This is a genomic window from Vibrio mediterranei (genome assembly GCF_013364395.1).
GTDB lineage: Bacteria > Pseudomonadota > Gammaproteobacteria > Enterobacterales > Vibrionaceae > Vibrio > Vibrio mediterranei.
Genome location: NZ_JABXGK010000008.1, coordinates 1944484 through 1962881 on the forward strand (window position 1 = coordinate 1944484; position 18398 = coordinate 1962881).

The 18398-nt window shown below is 45.2% G+C and carries 20 protein-coding genes; 9 read left to right on the plus strand and 11 right to left on the minus strand.

The window, feature by feature from the left end; genetic code table 11:
• Window positions 1-11 precede the first annotated feature (11 nt).
• From HOP38_RS25780 to HOP38_RS25790, 3 genes are all read right to left on the minus strand, one after another.
• On the minus strand, window positions 12-1922 hold the full coding sequence (locus tag HOP38_RS25780) for a bifunctional diguanylate cyclase/phosphodiesterase (protein WP_198559326.1): 1911 nt from the start codon (window positions 1920-1922) through the stop codon (window positions 12-14).
• Between the two features lie 6 nt (window positions 1923-1928).
• Window positions 1929-2585: a transglutaminase-like cysteine peptidase gene (locus tag HOP38_RS25785; RefSeq protein WP_051647558.1), complete on the minus strand. Its 657-nt coding sequence runs from the start codon at window positions 2583-2585 to the stop codon at window positions 1929-1931.
• Window positions 2586-2648: 63 nt separating this feature from the next.
• The gene (locus HOP38_RS25790) at window positions 2649-4040 is read right to left on the minus strand and encodes an HlyD family type I secretion periplasmic adaptor subunit (RefSeq protein ID WP_006069702.1); all 1392 of its coding nucleotides are present in this window, start codon (window positions 4038-4040) and stop codon (window positions 2649-2651) included.
• 357 nt (window positions 4041-4397) lie between these two features.
• On the opposite strand from HOP38_RS25790, the gene pdxH reads away from it, so the two are divergent.
• Window positions 4398-5036 (plus strand): pyridoxamine 5'-phosphate oxidase, encoded by a 639-nt coding sequence (gene pdxH, locus HOP38_RS25795; protein WP_006069701.1) that lies wholly within the window; start codon window positions 4398-4400, stop codon window positions 5034-5036.
• A gap of 280 nt (window positions 5037-5316) precedes the next feature.
• On the plus strand, window positions 5317-6117 hold the full coding sequence (locus HOP38_RS25800) for an AraC family transcriptional regulator (RefSeq protein WP_006069700.1): 801 nt from the start codon (window positions 5317-5319) through the stop codon (window positions 6115-6117).
• On the opposite strand, the gene HOP38_RS25805 is transcribed toward HOP38_RS25800, so the two are convergent.
• On the minus strand, window positions 6118-6834 hold the full coding sequence (locus tag HOP38_RS25805) for a UTRA domain-containing protein (protein ID WP_038221820.1): 717 nt from the start codon (window positions 6832-6834) through the stop codon (window positions 6118-6120). It lies immediately after the preceding gene.
• A gap of 223 nt (window positions 6835-7057) precedes the next feature.
• Here HOP38_RS25805 and HOP38_RS25810 point away from each other — a divergent pair, with 223 nt between their 5' ends.
• Genes HOP38_RS25810 through HOP38_RS25835 form a run of 6 tightly spaced genes read left to right on the plus strand, consistent with a single transcriptional unit; the run spans window position 7058 to window position 12330 of the window.
• The gene (locus HOP38_RS25810) at window positions 7058-8134 is read left to right on the plus strand and encodes an ABC transporter substrate-binding protein (protein ID WP_006069698.1); all 1077 of its coding nucleotides are present in this window, start codon (window positions 7058-7060) and stop codon (window positions 8132-8134) included.
• A 26-nt stretch (window positions 8135-8160) separates the two neighbouring features.
• On the plus strand, window positions 8161-8967 hold the full coding sequence (locus HOP38_RS25815; protein WP_198559327.1) for an alkaline phosphatase family protein: 807 nt from the start codon (window positions 8161-8163) through the stop codon (window positions 8965-8967).
• Window positions 8964-9857 carry an ABC transporter permease gene (locus HOP38_RS25820; RefSeq protein ID WP_006069696.1) on the plus strand — a complete coding sequence of 298 codons (894 nt, stop codon included), beginning with the start codon at window positions 8964-8966 and terminating at the stop codon, window positions 9855-9857. The genes HOP38_RS25815 and HOP38_RS25820 overlap by 4 nt, the downstream gene beginning before the upstream one ends.
• Window positions 9844-10650 carry an ABC transporter permease gene (locus HOP38_RS25825; RefSeq protein ID WP_198559328.1) on the plus strand — a complete coding sequence of 269 codons (807 nt, stop codon included), beginning with the start codon at window positions 9844-9846 and terminating at the stop codon, window positions 10648-10650. The genes HOP38_RS25820 and HOP38_RS25825 overlap by 14 nt, the downstream gene beginning before the upstream one ends.
• Window positions 10647-11675, plus strand: a complete 1029-nt coding sequence (locus tag HOP38_RS25830) for an ABC transporter ATP-binding protein (RefSeq protein ID WP_198559329.1) — start codon at window positions 10647-10649, stop codon at window positions 11673-11675. Before HOP38_RS25825 ends, HOP38_RS25830 begins: the two co-directional genes overlap by 4 nt.
• Window positions 11668-12330, plus strand: a complete 663-nt coding sequence (locus HOP38_RS25835; RefSeq protein ID WP_198559330.1) for an HAD family hydrolase — start codon at window positions 11668-11670, stop codon at window positions 12328-12330. The genes HOP38_RS25830 and HOP38_RS25835 overlap by 8 nt, the downstream gene beginning before the upstream one ends.
• Window positions 12331-12401: 71 nt before the next feature.
• Here the strand turns inward: HOP38_RS25835 and HOP38_RS25840 are convergent, their stop codons facing one another.
• From HOP38_RS25840 to secD, 4 genes are read right to left on the minus strand one after another with little or no spacing between them, the layout of a single operon-like run.
• A complete protein-coding gene (locus HOP38_RS25840) occupies window positions 12402-13055 on the minus strand; it encodes a DedA family protein (protein ID WP_006069692.1) in 654 nt (217 codons plus the stop codon).
• Window positions 13056-13086: 31 nt separating this feature from the next.
• Window positions 13087-14178 carry a calcium:cation antiporter gene (locus tag HOP38_RS25845; protein ID WP_198559331.1) on the minus strand — a complete coding sequence of 364 codons (1092 nt, stop codon included), beginning with the start codon at window positions 14176-14178 and terminating at the stop codon, window positions 13087-13089.
• The gene (gene secF / locus HOP38_RS25850; RefSeq protein ID WP_198559332.1) at window positions 14175-15077 is read right to left on the minus strand and encodes a protein translocase subunit SecF; all 903 of its coding nucleotides are present in this window, start codon (window positions 15075-15077) and stop codon (window positions 14175-14177) included. Before secF ends, HOP38_RS25845 begins: the two co-directional genes overlap by 4 nt.
• Before the next feature lie 2 nt (window positions 15078-15079).
• Window positions 15080-16870, minus strand: coding sequence for a protein translocase subunit SecD (gene secD / locus HOP38_RS25855; RefSeq protein ID WP_198559387.1), 1791 nt, complete (start codon window positions 16868-16870; stop codon window positions 15080-15082).
• On the opposite strand from secD, the gene HOP38_RS25860 reads away from it, so the two are divergent.
• Window positions 16869-17042 carry a hypothetical protein gene (locus HOP38_RS25860; protein WP_006069688.1) on the plus strand — a complete coding sequence of 58 codons (174 nt, stop codon included), beginning with the start codon at window positions 16869-16871 and terminating at the stop codon, window positions 17040-17042. The two genes, secD and HOP38_RS25860, sit on opposite strands and share 2 nt — an antisense overlap.
• On the opposite strand, the gene HOP38_RS25865 is transcribed toward HOP38_RS25860, so the two are convergent.
• From HOP38_RS25865 to HOP38_RS25875, 3 genes are all read right to left on the minus strand, one after another.
• A complete protein-coding gene (locus HOP38_RS25865) occupies window positions 17039-17488 on the minus strand; it encodes a hypothetical protein (protein ID WP_051647390.1) in 450 nt (149 codons plus the stop codon). The genes HOP38_RS25860 and HOP38_RS25865 overlap by 4 nt on opposite strands.
• A 194-nt stretch (window positions 17489-17682) precedes the next feature.
• Window positions 17683-18027, minus strand: a complete 345-nt coding sequence (locus tag HOP38_RS25870) for a PTS lactose/cellobiose transporter subunit IIA (protein ID WP_006069686.1) — start codon at window positions 18025-18027, stop codon at window positions 17683-17685.
• 15 nt (window positions 18028-18042) lie between these two features.
• Window positions 18043-18354 carry a PTS sugar transporter subunit IIB gene (locus HOP38_RS25875; RefSeq protein WP_031493879.1) on the minus strand — a complete coding sequence of 104 codons (312 nt, stop codon included), beginning with the start codon at window positions 18352-18354 and terminating at the stop codon, window positions 18043-18045.
• Between the last annotated feature and the right edge of the window lie 44 nt (window positions 18355-18398).

The following is an 18398-nucleotide window of genomic DNA, read 5'->3' on the forward strand; positions in this document are numbered from 1 at the left end:
TTCTGCACCTATTATTTGTCCACGATAAAGCCTTGGAATACATCCACAAAGTGCTCAGACAAGAAGTCGAGCTGAGTTTGTGTTTCCACTCGTGAGGCAATAGTTTTAATACCCAAATTGTGCGCCGTTCTCGAAATCGATGTTAGCGTAAATTTCTGTTTTTCATCGTCAAGCTGGTGGGTATAGAGATAATCCAGTTTCACATAATCTGGTCTGAACTCGTTGAGATACTCCAGTGATTGGAAGTTCCGACCATAGTTATCCACACCGAACTTGGCACCTTCATTGCGAATAGCGTTACAGAAGAGCGCAGTATGGTGCGGATTATTGATAAAGCAGCTTTCTGGGATCTCAAAGTGTAGTTTGTCGTTAATGTCACGATGCTTGGCGAGCACTTGGCTAATCCAGCGAATGAAGCTTGGTTGAGCGATACTAGTTGGGGTGATGTTAATCGCTATTGAATCAGACATTTCTTCTTGCTCAAGCTTGTTAATCACCGACATGATAACGTGCTCATCAAAGATATGGCTGGCATCAAGCTGCTCTAGAGCAAGTAGGTATTGATTGGCTGTATAGCGTTCGCCATTCATTTCGATGGCAGAGAACACCTCTCGGTGATACGTCTCACCACCACTGCTGTTTGCCGCTTGGAATCTAAAGGTCACTGCATCGTCGCTGATCGCTTCTTCTACCAGTGAACGCCATTGCTGTTTACCCATGATGACGCCAGTATGCTCACTCGAGATATAACCATAATCGATTTCCGGATTAGATTTCGCTTTGGTCAGTGCGTTATCGAGCACGGAGAGCATTTGTGTTGAGTTTTTACGCTCTTCGTTAAAGACAACACCTAGCGATGCATTAGCTTTGCTCAGACCTGTAGGATCGGCGTTTAGATCTTGAATACAAGTAATGATGCTATTTGCCGCGAACTTCAATTCGCTTTCATCAATGTTCGGGAATACAAAACCGAACTCATCGGTTGATATACGGGCAATGACGGTGTTGGGAATATTGATGGTCATCGATAAGAGATCAGACAGCTCTCTCACTAATCCATCGCCAGCCTCGTAGCCATCAGCTTTGTAGGTTTGTTTAATGAACTCAGCGTGTAAGATAGCCACACCGCCTAGCGAAGACTCTGAAAGCCATTGATTTAACTGGCCCATAAAGAAGGCGCGGTTACCAAGTTGAGAGACTGGATCCATATAAGCGCGTTCACGGAGCTTCTGTGCTTCTTTCGCTTGTTGTTTGAACGACTCTTCAACATGCGCGGACATGCTGTTTATACCATCAACGACGGCGATCAAGTCTTTCGTGTTGGGACGAAGCAAAGGTTCACCAAACTGCTTATTCGCTACCTGTTCCATTTTGTTTACGATAGCTCTAAGTGGCGTGAGAGCTCGTCTCAGGATAAAGGCTATAGATAACAAACCTAAGGTAAAGATAACAACGAATGCTCCAGCAAGGCGCTCAAACGCTTGCCAAAGCTGAGCGTAAGCTTCACCGGGATGACTGATGATTTCTACTTCAGCCAATTGCAGCCAACCGCTAGTAACCACGCGGGAATCATGAATGGGCGTAAATAGGTTTAGGTTGGTAAACCAATCTGGTACTCCGTTGGGTTTGATAGGATAGCTGCGGACAATCTCTTCATCGGTCTCTAGGAAAACGAGTTTTACTGTGGAATAAGTACTGCCATCAAATAGCGCATTAATCACAGATTCAACCGCAACCTTGTCTTGTGTCTTCAAGTAAGGTGCTAAGGCCAACCCCACGGTGTTAATCGTGTTGTTTACCTCTGAGCGTTGTTGCTGCTCTAGGAAGTTTTTAGTCGTGTTGAACTCGATGATAAACACCGACGTCAATAGCATAATGAATACTGCTATCATGCCGACCACTAGCTGTCTGTATAGTGTCATAATTGTTTACTCGTCGTAATTTACCTTAGGTTTCCTTAACGTCAATGAACGCTCTCGGCTTCGCAAATCATTCCATAATTTCAGTCTCGACGACTTTCCGGCTAATTTGCCCTGGGTTGTTTTCATGGTCCACAAGTTGCGACCATTAAAGCTGTAGATCGGTAGCAAATCGCCTCGCTTAGAAGCGGGTTTGATCTCACCAATCAGGTTATCCAAAATCAGCGGCTGTGAACGCGGTGTCTCGTAGTAGGCGAGTACCATGTGAAATTGGTTCAATTCGATGGCTTTGACGTACACAAGCCTCAGTTTTTTGTCGGGAATACCGAGCTCAAGCAGTGAGAAGTACTTAGCAATAGTAAAGTCTTCACAATCCCCTGCATTACTGCCCAAAAATTCTAGTGGTGTGGCCCAGTAGTCTTTCTTACCCCATAAATGTATGTCGTCGACAAAGTTGAGTTGATTGAAAAACTGATTCACTCCAGCAAGTTGCTCTTTCTCTGATTTACCCTGTAAATCTTCGATAACAGTGCGCCAAGTTTCGACTCGTTTACCGGCTCGAGGTCCATACGTTTTTGCTACGGTGCTTATCCAACGCTGCTCTTGCTTGGTATAGGCGTCACTATATCCAGCCAAAGAAATAGCTGTGATTACCCCGCATACCAATAGTGCGGTTTTGAACTTAGTTTGCAGACTTCCTGTCCGCTCAATCCGTAACACTACATTCCTTTATTCTTTCAGTGCGTTGTTTTGCGCACTTAGTATTGGCTTGAGTAGATAATCCAGAACCGTTCTCTTGCCTGTAATAATGTCCACGGACGCTGTCATACCTGGAATGATCGGTAACTGCTCATCGTGTCCAAAATTGGTTTTGTCAGTTCTTACTCTTACGATATAGAAGCTATTTCCTTCTTCGTCTTGAGTCGTATCGGCACTGATATGCTCCAAGGTGCCATCTAATCCGCCGTATTTGGTGAAGTCATACGCACTGAATTTGACGATGGCATGAAGATCGGGTCTTAGGAAAGCAATATCCTGTGGTGCTATTTTGGCTTCCACTAACAAAGTGTCTTCCGTTGGCACTATCTCTACGATATCCATTCCAGGTTGAATAACGCCGCCTACAGTATTGACGTTCAGTGTCTTAACGGTGCCGTTAACAGGAGAGACCACAACAGTACGGTTTACACGATCTTCCAACCCTACGGCTGACTCAGTCATAGAAGAGAGCTTATCTTGAGCTTGATTGAGCTTTTCTTGCTGTTCTGAACGGAACTTCTGTGCAATATCAATGCGGCTTAGCATGGACTCTTGAATAGCAGATTTTAAAGCTGGGACTTTCAGTTCTGTGGAGGTTAACTCACGTCGAGTGTCATTGACCTGACGCTGAAGCTTTAATAGTTCGACTTTAGGAACAACTCCCTCATCGGCAAGAGGTTTGGTGATATTCAGTTCATCACGTGCAAGGTTATAGCCTTCTCTGAGGTTATGGACTCGCGCTTGGATTTCTATCAGATCTTGTTGTTTTTGACGAACTTGTTGATCAATAACGGAAAGCTCATTGCGTAGCTTGTTGAGGTCCTGACGGTATTCAGCGCGTTGTCTGGCAACCAGCGCTTTGTTCTCTTCTTCAAAAGTAGGTGGGAACGCGAGTTTGTTGAAATCCAGGGTCACCGACTTTTGCCATTCTTTATCTTTGACATCTTCATTGATGACCACACTGGTTAAGGAGGCTGAGAGTTGTAGGACGTTGGCGGTCAAATTGAGAACTTGTTGCTCTCGTTCGCGGTAATCTGAGCGGAAACGCGTATCGTCAATAAGCAGAAGTTGCTGACCTTTCTTGACCGTGTCACCTTCTTTCACCAAAATTTCTTTAACAAGGCCACCTTCGAGGTTCTGGATCACTTGTACTTGTGATGAAGGAATGACTTTGCCTTGCCCGACCGTCACTTTGTCTATTTCAGCCCAAGATGCCCACACTGCCGCACTAATAAAAAAGAGCACCATAACCCACAGCATAATCCGAGCACTGGTGGGGGTATTAAGGAGTAAGGCCGCGGTTTTGTCATCGATGTAGTCGAGTTCAGCGTCAGAGACCTTTTTGTATTCTTTTTTATCCATGTTCAACTCGGAATCCAGATGGCTAGGATTTATCTAATAATATGATTTTATTACCATCGTTAATGAAATGTAACCTTTTCAACAACAAAGAGTCGATCTATCCTGCATATTTATCAACAATCTAATATTTCAAGAATTGCATCTATCGGTATGTTTTCAACGTATTTAGAAGTTTAGCAGTGGATTCTTGTTTATAAAGTAATGAATTATCGAAAATTTGTCTGTTATGGCTGCGTGTGTCATAAGCTCGAATACAAACTAGGAGATTGGATTCAAAAATCGATAATAAGATACCGTTAGCGGGTTGTTTTCTAGTAGTTTAGAGCGCAGAATTCAAGAAAAACGTGAGGAGTGGTTATGGGAATTGAAGATATCCGCCGAGAGTATTCTCAAGGGGGGTTACGTCGAAAGGACTTGAATAGCGATCCTATTGTTCAATTTAATCTTTGGTTGCAACAAGCTGTCGACGCTAAATTGACCGATCCTACGGCAATGACAGTGGCGACGGTTGATGAACGCGGAATGCCGTTTCAACGCATCGTGTTATTGAAAAATGTGGATAGTGAAGGCTTCGTTTTTTACACCAACTTGGGTAGTCGTAAAGCTCAACATATAGAGCACAACAGTAAAGTAAGCTTACACTTTCCTTGGCATCCATTAGAACGACAAGTGCATATTACGGGTGTCGCTGAGAAATTGACGGCAATGGAAAACATGAAGTATTTCACCTCTCGTCCCAAAGAAAGCCAACTTGCTGCTATCGCAAGTAAGCAAAGTAGTCGTATTTCAACTCGTGGCGTACTTGAAGGTAAGTTCCTAGAGTTAAAGCAGAAATTTGCTAAAGGTGAAATTCCTGTACCTTCATTCTGGGGTGGTTATCGCATTCGCCCTGAATCGATTGAATTCTGGCAAGGTGGTGAACACCGACTTCATGATCGTTTCTTATTTAGTAAAGACGGTCAAGGTCAATGGGATGCAGAGCGACTCGCTCCGTAACCATTAGTGCAAATATTGTTTCTAAGCTGCGGTTTTCGCAGCTTTTTTTATGTCTCTATCATCTATATCGCACAAATTACAACCACCGTAACTTATCGCTTCATGATCATGGTTCCGGAAGCTTGATCAAGTAAGGATCCTTTTTCGCAGTTCTAAGCGGGATACAAAATCATCACTCCGTGCCCGTTATCACAAGCTTGGTGGCGATTACTTTTTCCAATTGCTATTGAAATGGGTATACTCGGCGGATCGAATCTCATTTTACAAGATGGCCGGAAACATGGTGACACGAAACAATGACATCCTTGATCATGCTTCCCCAAAACCAGCAGAAATCGTTCGGTTACCCTCTCATATGGACTCACACGAGCACCAATACACCCAAGTTGTGATTGGGTTGAAGGGGAAATCTGAGTTTGATGTAGGTGGTGTGGGTAACCTCGTCGGCCCGGGGCAAGGGTGCGTGGTAACGTCAGGCCTTGATCATGCTTTCGGAGGTGTGATTGATCAGCCAGATATTCTCGTGTTGAATATGCCTCTCCCTAACAATGACGATCCGGTACTTCTTCAACGAATCAACGAGTTATCTCAATCCAAGACTTATTTTCAGTTGGATATCCAAATTCAAAAGCTGATACAAATGTTAGTGGCGGAAATGAAAAGCAGCCCTGATGATTTGCTGTTAAGTCGTGCATGCAATGACACGGTCGTAGCATTATTACAACGCCATATCTCGGATCTTAAAACATCACTTCGTGACTCACGATTCGATCTTGAACAGATCGATCGTTACATTGAACAGCACCTGTGTCATAAGATCTCTGTGGCTCAATTAGCTGGAAGCGTATTTTTAGGCGAAAGCCAATTTCATATGCTATTCAAAGAGCAAATCGGTATTACTCCTCATCAATATGTATTGAACAAACGTGTCGATGCCGCAAAACGCTTAATTGAGCAAGGCAACTTAAACCTTGGTCAAGTCGCTGAGTTAACAGGCTTTTCAGGACAAAGCACTTTTACGCATGCCTTTTCACGTTTACAAGGTGTTTCTCCTTCGCAATATCGAAAGCGCTTCTCTTGATCATTGCGACTCGCTATCAATACAAATCATCATGGCATCTGGTCGCCAATACTCAAACTCACAATCCATTAATACCCCATATTGGTTAAAGTTCACTCGGCAAATTTTGACAACGGGTTGTCCCTCCACCAAGTTAAGGGCTTGTGCCACATGACTTGGAGCGGACGTAGGGATGACGTCGAAGTGTGAACGTTGGGTATGGAATTGGTATTTCTCTTGGTAGCACTTAGTGAGCGATAGTGTCAGGTTCTCTTCCAGTATCTTTGGGAACAGGGCAGCGATCAGGCAGTTCTCTACAAACAGCACGACCCGACCATCGATATACCTTAAGCGTTCAATAATATGGATGGGTGTAATGGTATCTACGGCCAATGCCTTGGCGTACATTCCGCTCGCCATTTCACTTCTTACACTGACTAGCTTAGTTTCGGCGATACGGTGCTGTTCACGGATCATCTGATGAAAGTGACTGCGCGACAATGGGTTATAGCGAATACGTTCTGGAGAGACAAACCAACCTCGACGTTCCTCTCGATAAATCAATCCTTCAGTTTCTAGTGAAGTCAGCGCATCTTTAATGGTAATACGCGTAGTAGAAAACAGGTCGCTAAGGTCTCGTTCGGATGGCAGTTTCTGGCCTGCAATCATGATATTACTTTGGATTTGTTCTCGAATAGTCGTCTTTATTTTACTGAGCTGTGTTGTTTGGATTGGCATTGAGTGATCTAGTCCATGATTCATCGGCATGAACAAGATACGACAGGCGAGTAACAGTTTCATGACAACAGAAACTGACTTATCAGTCACTGGCTTTAATAAATTTGACGTATAACTGCCATCTAACCTCAATAAAAACGTCAAATACAGGCACATAAATTGTCACATTCCCCAAATAGCATAAAAAGTGAACTTACTGACCTAGTCCAGAGGGATAGAGACAATGAAAACTTTGCTTAACCGTGCAAGTATCACCGCAAAACTCAGTGCTGTGACACTTATTGCCACTGCGATTTCTTCCACTGCTTTTGCTAACGATAGCGTCACTGCTCTTACAGAAGCGGCGAAGCAGGAAGGTGCGGTTTACAGTGTGGGTATGCCTGATAGTTGGGCAAACTGGAAAGATACTTGGAATGACCTTAAGTCTGATTATGGACTTAAGCACCAAGATACGGATATGAGCTCGGCACAGGAAATTGCTAAGTTTGAAGCTGAAAAGAAAAATGCGACAGCAGATATTGGCGATGTCGGCTTTGCGTTCGCTCGAGTGGCGGTTCAAAAGGGCGTAACCCAACCGTATAAGCCTACCACATGGGACGAAATTCCTGATTGGGCCAAAGATAAAGACGGCCACTGGGCACTGGCGTATACAGGGACTATCGCGTTTATCTCAAACAACAACTTGGTCAAAGATGCCCCAAAAACGTGGCAAGACCTTCTTGAGGGCGACTACAAAGTGACGGTCGGCGATGTGGGGGTGGCAGCGCAGGCTAATAATGCCGTATTGGCGGCAGCTTTCGCTAACGGTGGCGATGAGTCTAACCTTGGCCCTGCGATTGAGTTTTTCTCTAAGCTTGCCAAGCAAGGGCGTCTATCATTCACTGACCCTAGTATTGCCAATCTTGAGAAAGGTGAAGTAGAAGTGGCAATCCTTTGGGATTTCAATGCGCTTAATTATCGTGACCAAATTGACCGCTCACGCTTTAGCGTCAATATCCCGCAAGATGGCTCGGTGATCTCCGGTTACACCACGATTATCAACAAGTATGCGAAAAACCCTAACGCTGCAAAATTAGCTCGTGAACACATCTTTAGTGACCGAGGGCAGATCAACCTAGCTGAAGGTTATGCGCGTCCAATTCGTTCCAACGTTAAGTTGCCTGAATCGGTACAAGCTAAACTGATTGCTAACGACCAATACGGTAACGTTCATCCTGTCACAGACTTTAAAGCTTGGGAAAAGTCAGCGCGTCGCCTGCCTCGCCAGTGGCAAGAAAACGTACTGATTCACCAACAGTAATTTGAGACTTTTATACAGAGGTAAGTATGAGCAATAAGGTTATCCTTGTTGTCCTCGATGGTCTCAATTATCAAGTAGCCCGTGATTGCATGGGCTACTTGAATGGCTTAATCGAGCAACAAAAAGCGACGTTGTATCCCATTCAATGCGAACTCCCTTCTATGTCCAGACCACTTTATGAGTGCATTTTGACCGGAGTTCCTCCTGTCATAAGTGGCATCGTAAACAATGAAATCGTTCGCTTGTCGAATCAAGAATCGGTATTCAGCTTGGCGAAATCTCAGGGTAAAGTGACCGCGGCCGCGGCTTATCATTGGGTTAGTGAACTATACAACCGTGCGCCTTATGATGCAGTGCGCGATAGATTCACTGACGATGAATCGTTGAACATTCAATATGGTCGTTTCTATCATTGGGATCATTATCCTGATGAAGCCCTGTTCCTTGATGCCGAATCCTTGAGGCAGAAATATCACCCCGACTTTTTGCTGATACATCCTATGAATATCGACAATACTGGGCATAAGCATGGTCTCGACTCTAGGCAGTATCGAAACAGTGCGAGAGCCGCCGATATTTTCCTATCTAACTACCTTACGACGTGGGTGGAAGCGGGCTATCAAGTGATGATCACCAGTGACCACGGTATGAATAATGACTTGTCGCATGGTGGTATTTTGCCTGAAGAGCGCGAAGTGCCGTTGTTTGTTATTGGTGAGCAGTTTACCCATGCCGCAACGGATGTGAAGCAAACGGAGCTTTGTGGCATCTGTTGTCAGTTGCTTGGGCTGGAACATCGCAAGCCTTACTCACCGGAATTGATTGCATTATGAGTGGCGCAGCATTAACACCTGCTTGTCCAGATGAGCAGCGAATAAGCAGAAAACAATCACTGTGGAACAAGTTCAAGCCTGTACTTTGGCTTGCGCCATTTGTGCTGTTTTTCTACCTGTTTCAGCTTGCTCCTATGGTTTGGGTCTTCTTCAATAGTTTTCAATATGATGGCGTGTTTTCGTTTGAGAACTATTCAGAGGTCTTCGATTCGAGTTTTATGATGCAGGCCTTTAGCAACAGTATTTGGCTATCGATTTGGTCGAGTGTCATTGGGTTGGCTATCGCAGCATTGTTGGTGTCATCACTGCGCCGAGTGGACAGCAAGCTTCGTGATGGTGTGATTGCTTTTACCAATATGAGCAGCAACTTCGCCGGTGTGCCGTTGGCATTTGCGTTCATTATTATTTTAGGGGTTAACGGTGCAGTCACGCTACTGCTGAAGCAGTATGGGTTGATTGAAGGTTTCAACTTGTATGGCAAGTGGGGATTACTGGTTATTTATATTTATTTCCAGATCCCGCTTGGCGTGTTGTTGCTCTATCCTGCTTTTGATGCGCTGCAAGATGATTGGCAGTCGGCATCTGCGTTGCTCGGTGCCAAAACGCATCAATATTGGACTCAAATAGCCCTTCCGGTGTTATCACCAGCTCTACTTGGCACCTTCATTATTCTCATCGCCAATGCCATGGGCGCGTATGCGAGCGTCTACGCACTAACAACCGGTAACTACAACGTGATTACGGTACGAATTGCGAGTTTGGTGTCTGGAGATTTGTTCTTAGAACCGAACCTTGCTGCAGCAATCTCGGTGATTCTCATGGCCATTCTAGCCTTTATTACCATCATCAATCAGTGGCTATTGTCGAGGAGTTATCATGCATCGAAATAGCAATGTGAGCGTTTACTATCACAAAACCGTTGTCTACGGAATTGTTGGTATCATGCTGATTCCAATTATCGCTACTTTGGTTTACTCGTTATCGTCAAGTTGGGGTGCGACCATATTGCCAGATGGATTTACCTTAAATTGGTATGTTCAGCTACTGACGGATTCTCGCTTTCTCGCCGCCTTTGGGCGTTCATTACTGGTGTGCTTTGCGGCACTTGCACTTAGCGTGGTATTAATCCTTCCAGCTATCTTTGTTGTGTTTTATTACTTTCCAAAGCTCGACAAGCTAATGAATGTACTGATTCTGCTGCCATTTGCGGTACCTCCAGTAGTGTCATCGGTAGGTTTGCTTCAGATCTATGCCGATAGCGTTATTCCTTTGGTTGGAACTCCATGGATCCTTATCGGAACCTATTTCACCATCGCACTGCCTTTTATGTACAGAGCAATCTCGAACAGCTTTGAGGCCATTAACCTCAACGATTTGATGGACGCAGCACATCTGCTTGGAGCGAGCACTACAAAAGCATTTCTCTTGATCATCGTTCCGAATTTGAAGAAAGGATTGCTGGCGTCGTTATTTCTATCGTTCTCGTTTTTACTCGGTGAGTTTGTGTTCGCCAATATTTTGGTGGGAACTCGCTACGAAACACTACAAATCTATCTTTACAACATGCGTCAAACCAGTGGTCACTTCACCTCGGCGTTAGTGATGACTTACTTTTTCTTTATCTTCCTACTGACATGGCTTGCCAGCCGTTTTAGCAGTAATCAACAGAAGGGCAAATCATGAGTTACGTATCCGTCAATCATCTTACCAAACGATTTGGCAGCAACACGGTGTTTGAAGACATCGAATTTACCATCCAGAAAGGTGAGTTCATTACCTTACTTGGCCCCAGCGGTTGTGGTAAGTCGACATTGCTACGCAGTCTCGCAGGTCTGAACCCAGTAGAAGGTGGGCAGATCATTGTCGATGGAGTAGATATTACCCATGCCGCGCCTCAGCAACGTGGTATCGGCATGGTATTTCAGTCCTATGCTCTGTTTCCGAATATGACGGTGGCGGGCAATATCGCTTTTGGACTTAAGATGCAAAGTTTGGGTAAAGCCGAAATACAGCGTGAAATTGCAAAAGTCGTCGAGCTGGTGGAACTGCAGGGTAAAGAAAACCACTATCCACATCAGCTTTCAGGCGGTCAAAGACAGCGCGTGGCATTGGCTCGTGCTCTGGTCGTCAAACCAAGAATTCTCTTGTTGGATGAACCTCTGTCTGCGCTGGATGCTAAAATTCGTAAGAACCTCAGGCAACAAATCCGCTCTATTCAGAAAGAGCTTAATCTAACCACTATCTTTGTCACTCATGATCAAGAGGAGGCGATGATTATGTCAGATCGAATTTTCTTGATGAATAAGGGCGAGATTGTTCAGCAAGGTGCACCCGAAGCCATCTATACCCATCCAGCAAATGAGTTTGTAGCAGGCTTTATGGGTCACTACAATTTGGTGGCAGCGGATAAAGCAAAATCGTTATTTGATATGGATGTGAACTCGAAAGTCGCGATTCGTCCGGAGTCGATTTATGTCAAAGAACAAGGACGCGAGTACGCTAACCATATCTCTGCGCCGCGAACAGGCGTGATTAAAAACCATCAGTTGCTCGGTAATGTTATTCGCTATCAAGTCGACATTGATGACTGTGAGTTGACGGTGGATCTCCTTAACCGTTCTTCGGAGCGATTACTCGCAACAGGCAGCCAATTAGAACTGCTATTTAACCTTAACGAAATTCAACCTGTGAGAGCCGAAAATGTCTAAACCTCTATATGTATTCGACATGGATGAAACCTTGTTTGATGCTGACTGCGCCGTGCTGTGGAATGAGTTTTTGGTAGAGAAAGGCATTGCCATGCAACCTGATTTCCTTGACCAAGATAAACGGCTAATGGCGTTGTATGCGGAAGGGAAGATGGATATGGAAGATTACCTCGAGTTTTCTATTGCACCGTTGACCCACGTTCCTACTGAGAGAGTACAGCAATGGGTAGAACAGTGCATCGATGAAAAAATCCTGTCCCGCCTCTTTCCACAAGCGCAGACTTTGCTTGCAGATCTAAAGCGTGACGATATCCAAACTATTATTATTTCGGCCTCCGTTAGCTTTTTAGTTGAAGCGATAGCTAAGCGTCTTGGGATTGATGTAGCGATGGGTATTGATTTAGAACTCAAGCAGAACAGTTTCACCTCCAAGATAAAAGGCATTGCGACCTATCGAGAGGGCAAAGTGGCAAAACTCGCGCAATGGTTATCTGCGCAAGATAACAGCTATACCGAGATTCATTTTTATACCGACTCCATTAACGATCGACCTTTGTGCGAGTTTGCTGATTACGCTTATTTGGTCAATCCATGTCCAGCACTAAAAGCATTAGGTGAAAAGCAAGGGTGGAAGCAACTCAAGTGGTCACTATAGTACTCCTGCCTTGATACTAGAAATCCGCCGCTGCTATCTAAGCCAATAGCGGCGGCATCATGGCGCTATTCTTAAGTGGCGATATTGTTTTTGCTAGAGCGTAAGTAGCGGTACAACAAACCAACAATCGCTCCCGCCATTAGGCATAAACTGACTATCACCAACGATTTAGAAAGTAGTTCTTGGTAGTCATTAAGTCTTGGATGAATCATCAACCATTTACCAGAGAGCATAAGGATCAAGCACCAAATAACAGAACTGCTCATGCTGATAAATAGAGTTCGCATGAAATTCAGCTTCGATAATCCCATAAGCATCGGTGTCAAGACTCTCACAAATGGGACAAATCTGGAGATGAATAAAGATAAGAATCCATAGCGGCTCAGTAAGTGTTTGGCCTTAGGGAGTGAATCATTCGGTAACACGCGGTGCAAAAAAGGCACAAGCCGAGTTTGGTTTAAAACTCGTCCTTGAATATAGGCATTAATACTTCCCAATGACGCGGCTAAACAGAGTGCTCCAGCTGCGGGATAAAACTCCAAAATTCCTACTCCAACTAATCCGCCGACAAACAGCACTAAACTGTCTCCCGGCAGTGGTAAGAAAACGAAGCTGGATTCAAGTAATAAAATAAACGCAAGCAACAAGAGAAAGCTATTGAGTGAGCTTACTTGAGCCAGAGTGTCGAAATCATGGTGCCAAATAGCAACGAATATTTCTTGCATGATAAAAATCCTTAATGGTCAGTTAAGTACATCACTCAAACATCAAGATGATGTAAGCAAAGAACAAAATGAGGTGGGCCATCCCGTTTAAGGAGTTGGTTCTGCCACTACTAAAGCTGACGGCGGTCATCATAAGTGTGGTCGCGAGCAAGACCATTTCAGCGGGTGCCAAGCCCAGTTGAACAGGTTGTTTTATGACCTCAGATATTAGAAGGACAGCCGGTACGGTGAGTGCGATAGTTGCAAGTACGGAGCCAAAGAACAAGTTCATCGCGCGCTGCAGTTGATTGTTTAAAGCGGCTTTTACAGCCCCGACTGCTTCAGGCGCAAGAATCAAGATAGCGACGATCAGACCTCCCAGTGCTGGTGGTGCACCAAGTAAGCTGACGGTGCCTTCGATAGGGATAGCCAGGCTTTTAGCTAGCAGAATCACCACGATTAAATAGCCTACAAGTAACAGTGAATGGTAAAAGTTACTCTCTAGAGGGCCATGAAAATCGTGGTTATCCTGGTGGTCTTCATCCATGAAAAAATGGGTGTGGCTGCGCGTCTGAATAAACAGAAATACGCTGTATAACACCACTGAAGCCAAGACTAGCGTGATGGTGAGCGCCTTAGACATTGCTCCTGATTCCGTGACGCTGGTGAAATTAGGTAACACCAAACACAGCAACGATAAAGGAATGATGGCGACGAGGTAAGATTTCAGACCATCAAGGTTGTACTTCTGTGTGTGGTATTTCAGCCCGCCGATGAGTAATGTGATACCGACTAAACCATTGAGGACGGCCATCACAACTGCAAACATAGTATCTCTTGCCAAGACGGAGTTGGCTTCTCCCGTCAACATGACAGAAGAAATCATCACCACTTCCAAGAGGATGACTGAGAGGGTCAGAATTAATGTTCCATAAGGGTCTCCTAGCTTGATAGCTAGTGCGTCAGAATGGCGAACAACAGCAAATATTGACGCCATAACCACTATGAATAGAACAATGGTAAGTACCATACCCATAGTTGAGCTCATTTGAGCCTGCAAGATAGTGTCACCAGCAAATTTAAACAATACAACGGTAACGATGCCAAGCAGCAGTACGAATTCCTGCTTCAAGAATTGCGTCATGGCATTGCCTCCTCTGGTTTCGGTGTTGCCACACTGTAGTGTTCAGGTCGGACACCCATCATTTGAGGTAAGGTGACACCAAGTGAAATTGACGACCATGTCCCACAGGCAATACCCACACACAACGCAATCGCGAAGCCTTCTAACGCAGGTCCTCCTAGTAACCACAAACTAGAAACGGTTACCAATGTGGTGCCTGAGGTAATAAGAGTTCTCGAGAAAGTGGCACGTACCGAGTTATTGATAAGTGCATCCGCTGACTCGTTTGGCTTTGCTTTGAATAGCTCGCGGGCTCTATCAGCGATAATGATGGAGTCATTCAAAGAGTAACCAAGCACTGCAAGTACAGCGGCGAGTATGGTGAGATTGAACTCCATCTGGGTGACGGCAAACAGACCGAGTACGATAACAATGTCGTGAACCAGCGCCACTAATGCGCCTAGAGCGAGTCGCCATTCAAAGCGGTAGCTTAGATAAAGCATGGTCAACACAAAACAAGCTAGTATTGCCACGCCACCTTGCTCAACCATATCTTGGCCGACTTGAGGGCCTACCATGCTGCTATTTAGGATCTCTACGGATGTGCTGATGGACTTTAATGCTGGAGTTAAGGACAACACCACATCATCGAGTTGGTTATAGCGTAAGATCCAACGGCCGGGCTCTGTCGAGCTCACCACTTGGACATCTTGCATCAAGGCGTTATCAAGTGACGCTTTGAGCTCCGTTGCGACAATCGATGCGTCTAAGCGTACTTCAGCCACGAGACCGCCAGTAAAATCCAACCCCCAGTTAAAACCTTTAAAACTGATAAAAGCGACGGCTAAAGCAAAAAGCAGCGCAGAAATTGCCGACATGCTAAAGCGAACTCGGCTAAGAGAATGTTGTGAAAGAGTCATATCTAAATCCTCACTTCTCGGCGCTGATCACGCCCCCAAACAAGATTGATGATGGCGCGCGATAAGAACACGCCGGTAAACATACTGGTTAATAGACCAAGCCCTAGTGTGATAGCAAAGCCCTGAACGGGACCATTACCAATGGCATACAGTGCAATGGCGACAATCATAGTGGTGAGGTTGGCATCGAAAATAGAACGAAAGGCACTGCTAAACCCTTTTTCAATGCTCTGAGCTAGCGTTCGCCCTTCGCGCATTTTATCTTTGATGCGTTCAAAAATGAGTACATTGGCATCCACTGCCATACCGACGGTCAGCACCATACCTGCAATACCAGGTAAGGTAAGTACAGCTCCGGGAAGCAGCGCAATTAACCCAAATAAGCTCATCATGTTGGCGAGCAAGGCAACATTTGCGACCCAGCCTAAGCGTCGATACCAAAGTGCAATGAAAGTTAGTGTTAGGCCTAATCCTAGCGCTAATGCAGCAAAGCCATTTTTGACGTTTTCAGCACCCAGTGAAGGACCGATGGTTCGTTCCTCAATAATGGTAACTGGGGCTGTGAGTGAACCAGCCCTTAGTAAAAGTGCTAGCTCTTGTGCGTCTTGCATGGTGCCAACACCGGTAATACGAAAACGGCTACCCAACTGTGACTGAATGGTGGCAATACTGATCACCTTACTGAGCTGTTCGCTATCGCCCGCAGCATTGCGGCTGTACTCGCTGTAGACCGTCGCCATCGGGTTACCAATATTGCTTCGGGTAAACTGAGACATTTTTCGGCCACCCGATGTATCGAGCGAAATGTTAACTTCAGCGGTTCCCATATCACCGACACCCGCGCGCGCATCGATAATATGCTCTCCGCCAAGAATGGCGCGGCGCTCCAAATTAACTGGGATTCCGTCATTGTCTGGTAGAATTTGGGTGCGGTTTCCTCGACCATCTGTGACTGCATGAAAGGCTAACGAAGCTGTTGCACCGATAACGTCTTTAGCCGCTGCAGGATCCTGAACTCCGGGTAATTCTATGCGAATGCGATTCTCACCTTGTCGTTGTACCGAGGCTTCGGTAATGCCAAGCTCGGCAATACGCTCTCGCATGATCTGCAAGTTTTGCTGAACCGTCAGGTTGCGCAGAGTGCTTTTCTCTTCATCTGTCAATAAGAGGCGAATCGTGTTGTCTTGGATTGACGTGTGCCAGTTAGGAAACTGCTGACGTAAAAAGGCTCGTGCTTTTGCGGTAGAAGTTCCACCAAACAAATTGAGCTGAACGCTATCGCCCGTGATTCGACCTCGGCTAGTTCGAAACTCCGAAGAGAACTCATCGATAACCATTTGTCGGTGTGCTTGATAGACGGGCTCCATATCGACTTCCAATAAAAATTGGACGCCGCCTCTCAAATCAAGGCCCAGAGCGATAGGCGAAAAACCTGATTTTAGTAACCATTGAGGAGCTGCTGGCTCCATCGCTAGTGCGACGGTTGTGGATTCATCTAAGTACTGTTTTAGCAGTGTTTGCGCTGCAGCTTGTTGTTTGGGGCTTTTTAGAATCACGATGGTTTTATCACCATCTTGTTCAATGCTAGTGGGGGTGATGTTGGCATGTTCAAGGTATTGAGCGATTTGACTCGCATCAGAAATTTGCCCTCGATGGTTGATATGAAGGGCGGCATTTTCACCATACAAAGAAGGTAGAGCACTTAACAGCATGACGAGCAAGCTGAATATAAGTACCACGTACTTCCACTTGGCGTAGCGGTTGATTGGTTGACGTGATGGTTTTTTCACAATGAAACTCTCTAAAACGGATCAAAATGAGCGCATGGTCATCATGAAAGAGATGAAAGCCGTAACCAAATCAGTCTGTGAAGACATTTATTTCAGTCATCAGCAAGTCGCTACTCTTAATGTGCTGCGCGTGTTGAAGCGTTCAGGTAGTCCTGAACTTGATCTTGAGAGTTAGTTTGAGTGAGGCTGTCTGTGAGCGTACAAAGTGTTGGCTTCTTTCCAGCCTGCCACTCTTGAGGGAGCGCTTTGTGTGCGACTCGTCCAATGACGTTGCGGTGGAATAAGTGAGGTGCTTCTTGTGGCGATCGCCAGTAATGGAGGTGCTAAGAAGGCAATTAATAGGTGGTAATCAGGCGCTGCTTTTTGGTCGGCATCCCAACTATCACTAATGACACGTCTGGATGAAGAAAGAAACAGTGGACCCATGTAATCATTAAGAATCGACCCACTATCATCTGCTGGGGCATTAAAATCATCAGATGGCGTCGTCGAAAGATCGACGGTGATAACAGTATTAGCGAGATTGGAAGTATTGGGCGTGAGATACTCGTCCGCGCTTACAGTATGTGTGCAAACTGTAATCAGAAGTGCTAGAAATAGACGATACCAACGTTTAACCAATGAATAACCTTTACGTGTAAGCGATGACTTTCTGGTTCGCGGGCAGTATACCGGATGCTGGTCACAAAATGGGCGAATAGAAAAGGTAAAAGTGTTAGTAATTGTATCTATTACTGAAGGGAGCTTTTGGTAGGCTGTTGATTAGTATATTGCCGCAACGCAATCGGACTGTTGTTTACGCTGCGGCAAATTAATTAAGCCATACTAACGTTGTTAAAAACGCTCTGTTCGAGTTTGTTGAGACGTTGATACAGATGCACTGTTTCGCGAGCACTTTCTATTGCTTGTATGGTGGTCATCAAATGGTCTTGAGCATGAACCATCACTAGTGTGACCGGGATTTTACCTTCACCTTCATCGGCGCCTATTAATTCCGTTTGAACTACATGAGCTTGACGAATTGCTTCATCTGCTTGATCTAGGTAGCTTTGTGCTTGTTCAAACTGTCCGTTACGGGCACTTTTAATAGATTCCATGGATAGACTTCTCGCTTCTCCTGCATTGCAGATTAAGCCCATGATGGTGATCTCAAGATCCATATTTGATACCCCTATTTAAGCTGTTTCACTGAGTGCTTCAATGGCTGTTGCCAGAACTTTCTCACCGCGCATTGCACCGTAATCCATAGGATTGATCGCTAGGACTTTCTTGCCTTGCTTTGCCGCCAAGGCTGCAAATTCTTGTTGGCGGAATTTCACTTGTGGACCAAGTAAGAACACATCCCAGTCGGCTAGCTTAGTTTCGAATTCAGCAATTGGCACTGCCAATATTTCAGCGTCAATAGATTGGTTTTTAGCAGCTTCTTCCATTTTTCTTACTAGGATAGAGGTCGACATTCCCGCCGAACATAGCAATAGAATTTTCATCGTTGTTTCTCCTGTTATTGACACTTATTTGTGCTTTTTGTTGT

What these genes read in the sequence shown, in the direction of transcription:
- HOP38_RS25780 (WP_198559326.1), bottom strand. Translation starts at nt 1,922, where the DNA reads ATGACACTATACAGACAGCTAGTGGTCGGCATGATAGCAGTATTCATT.
- HOP38_RS25790 (WP_006069702.1), bottom strand. Translation starts at nt 4,040, where the DNA reads ATGGATAAAAAAGAATACAAAAAGGTCTCTGACGCTGAACTCGACTAC.
- pdxH (WP_006069701.1), top strand. Translation starts at nt 4,398, where the DNA reads ATGGGAATTGAAGATATCCGCCGAGAGTATTCTCAAGGGGGGTTACGT.
- HOP38_RS25800 (WP_006069700.1), top strand. Translation starts at nt 5,317, where the DNA reads ATGGTGACACGAAACAATGACATCCTTGATCATGCTTCCCCAAAACCA.
- HOP38_RS25805 (WP_038221820.1), bottom strand. Translation starts at nt 6,834, where the DNA reads ATGCCAATCCAAACAACACAGCTCAGTAAAATAAAGACGACTATTCGA.
- HOP38_RS25810 (WP_006069698.1), top strand. Translation starts at nt 7,058, where the DNA reads ATGAAAACTTTGCTTAACCGTGCAAGTATCACCGCAAAACTCAGTGCT.
- HOP38_RS25815 (WP_198559327.1), top strand. Translation starts at nt 8,161, where the DNA reads ATGAGCAATAAGGTTATCCTTGTTGTCCTCGATGGTCTCAATTATCAA.
- HOP38_RS25820 (WP_006069696.1), top strand. Translation starts at nt 8,964, where the DNA reads ATGAGTGGCGCAGCATTAACACCTGCTTGTCCAGATGAGCAGCGAATA.
- HOP38_RS25825 (WP_198559328.1), top strand. Translation starts at nt 9,844, where the DNA reads ATGCATCGAAATAGCAATGTGAGCGTTTACTATCACAAAACCGTTGTC.
- HOP38_RS25830 (WP_198559329.1), top strand. Translation starts at nt 10,647, where the DNA reads ATGAGTTACGTATCCGTCAATCATCTTACCAAACGATTTGGCAGCAAC.
- HOP38_RS25835 (WP_198559330.1), top strand. Translation starts at nt 11,668, where the DNA reads ATGTCTAAACCTCTATATGTATTCGACATGGATGAAACCTTGTTTGAT.
- HOP38_RS25840 (WP_006069692.1), bottom strand. Translation starts at nt 13,055, where the DNA reads ATGCAAGAAATATTCGTTGCTATTTGGCACCATGATTTCGACACTCTG.
- HOP38_RS25845 (WP_198559331.1), bottom strand. Translation starts at nt 14,178, where the DNA reads ATGACGCAATTCTTGAAGCAGGAATTCGTACTGCTGCTTGGCATCGTT.
- secF (WP_198559332.1), bottom strand. Translation starts at nt 15,077, where the DNA reads ATGACTCTTTCACAACATTCTCTTAGCCGAGTTCGCTTTAGCATGTCG.
- HOP38_RS25860 (WP_006069688.1), top strand. Translation starts at nt 16,869, where the DNA reads ATGAAACTCTCTAAAACGGATCAAAATGAGCGCATGGTCATCATGAAA.
- HOP38_RS25870 (WP_006069686.1), bottom strand. Translation starts at nt 18,027, where the DNA reads ATGGATCTTGAGATCACCATCATGGGCTTAATCTGCAATGCAGGAGAA.
- HOP38_RS25875 (WP_031493879.1), bottom strand. Translation starts at nt 18,354, where the DNA reads ATGAAAATTCTATTGCTATGTTCGGCGGGAATGTCGACCTCTATCCTA.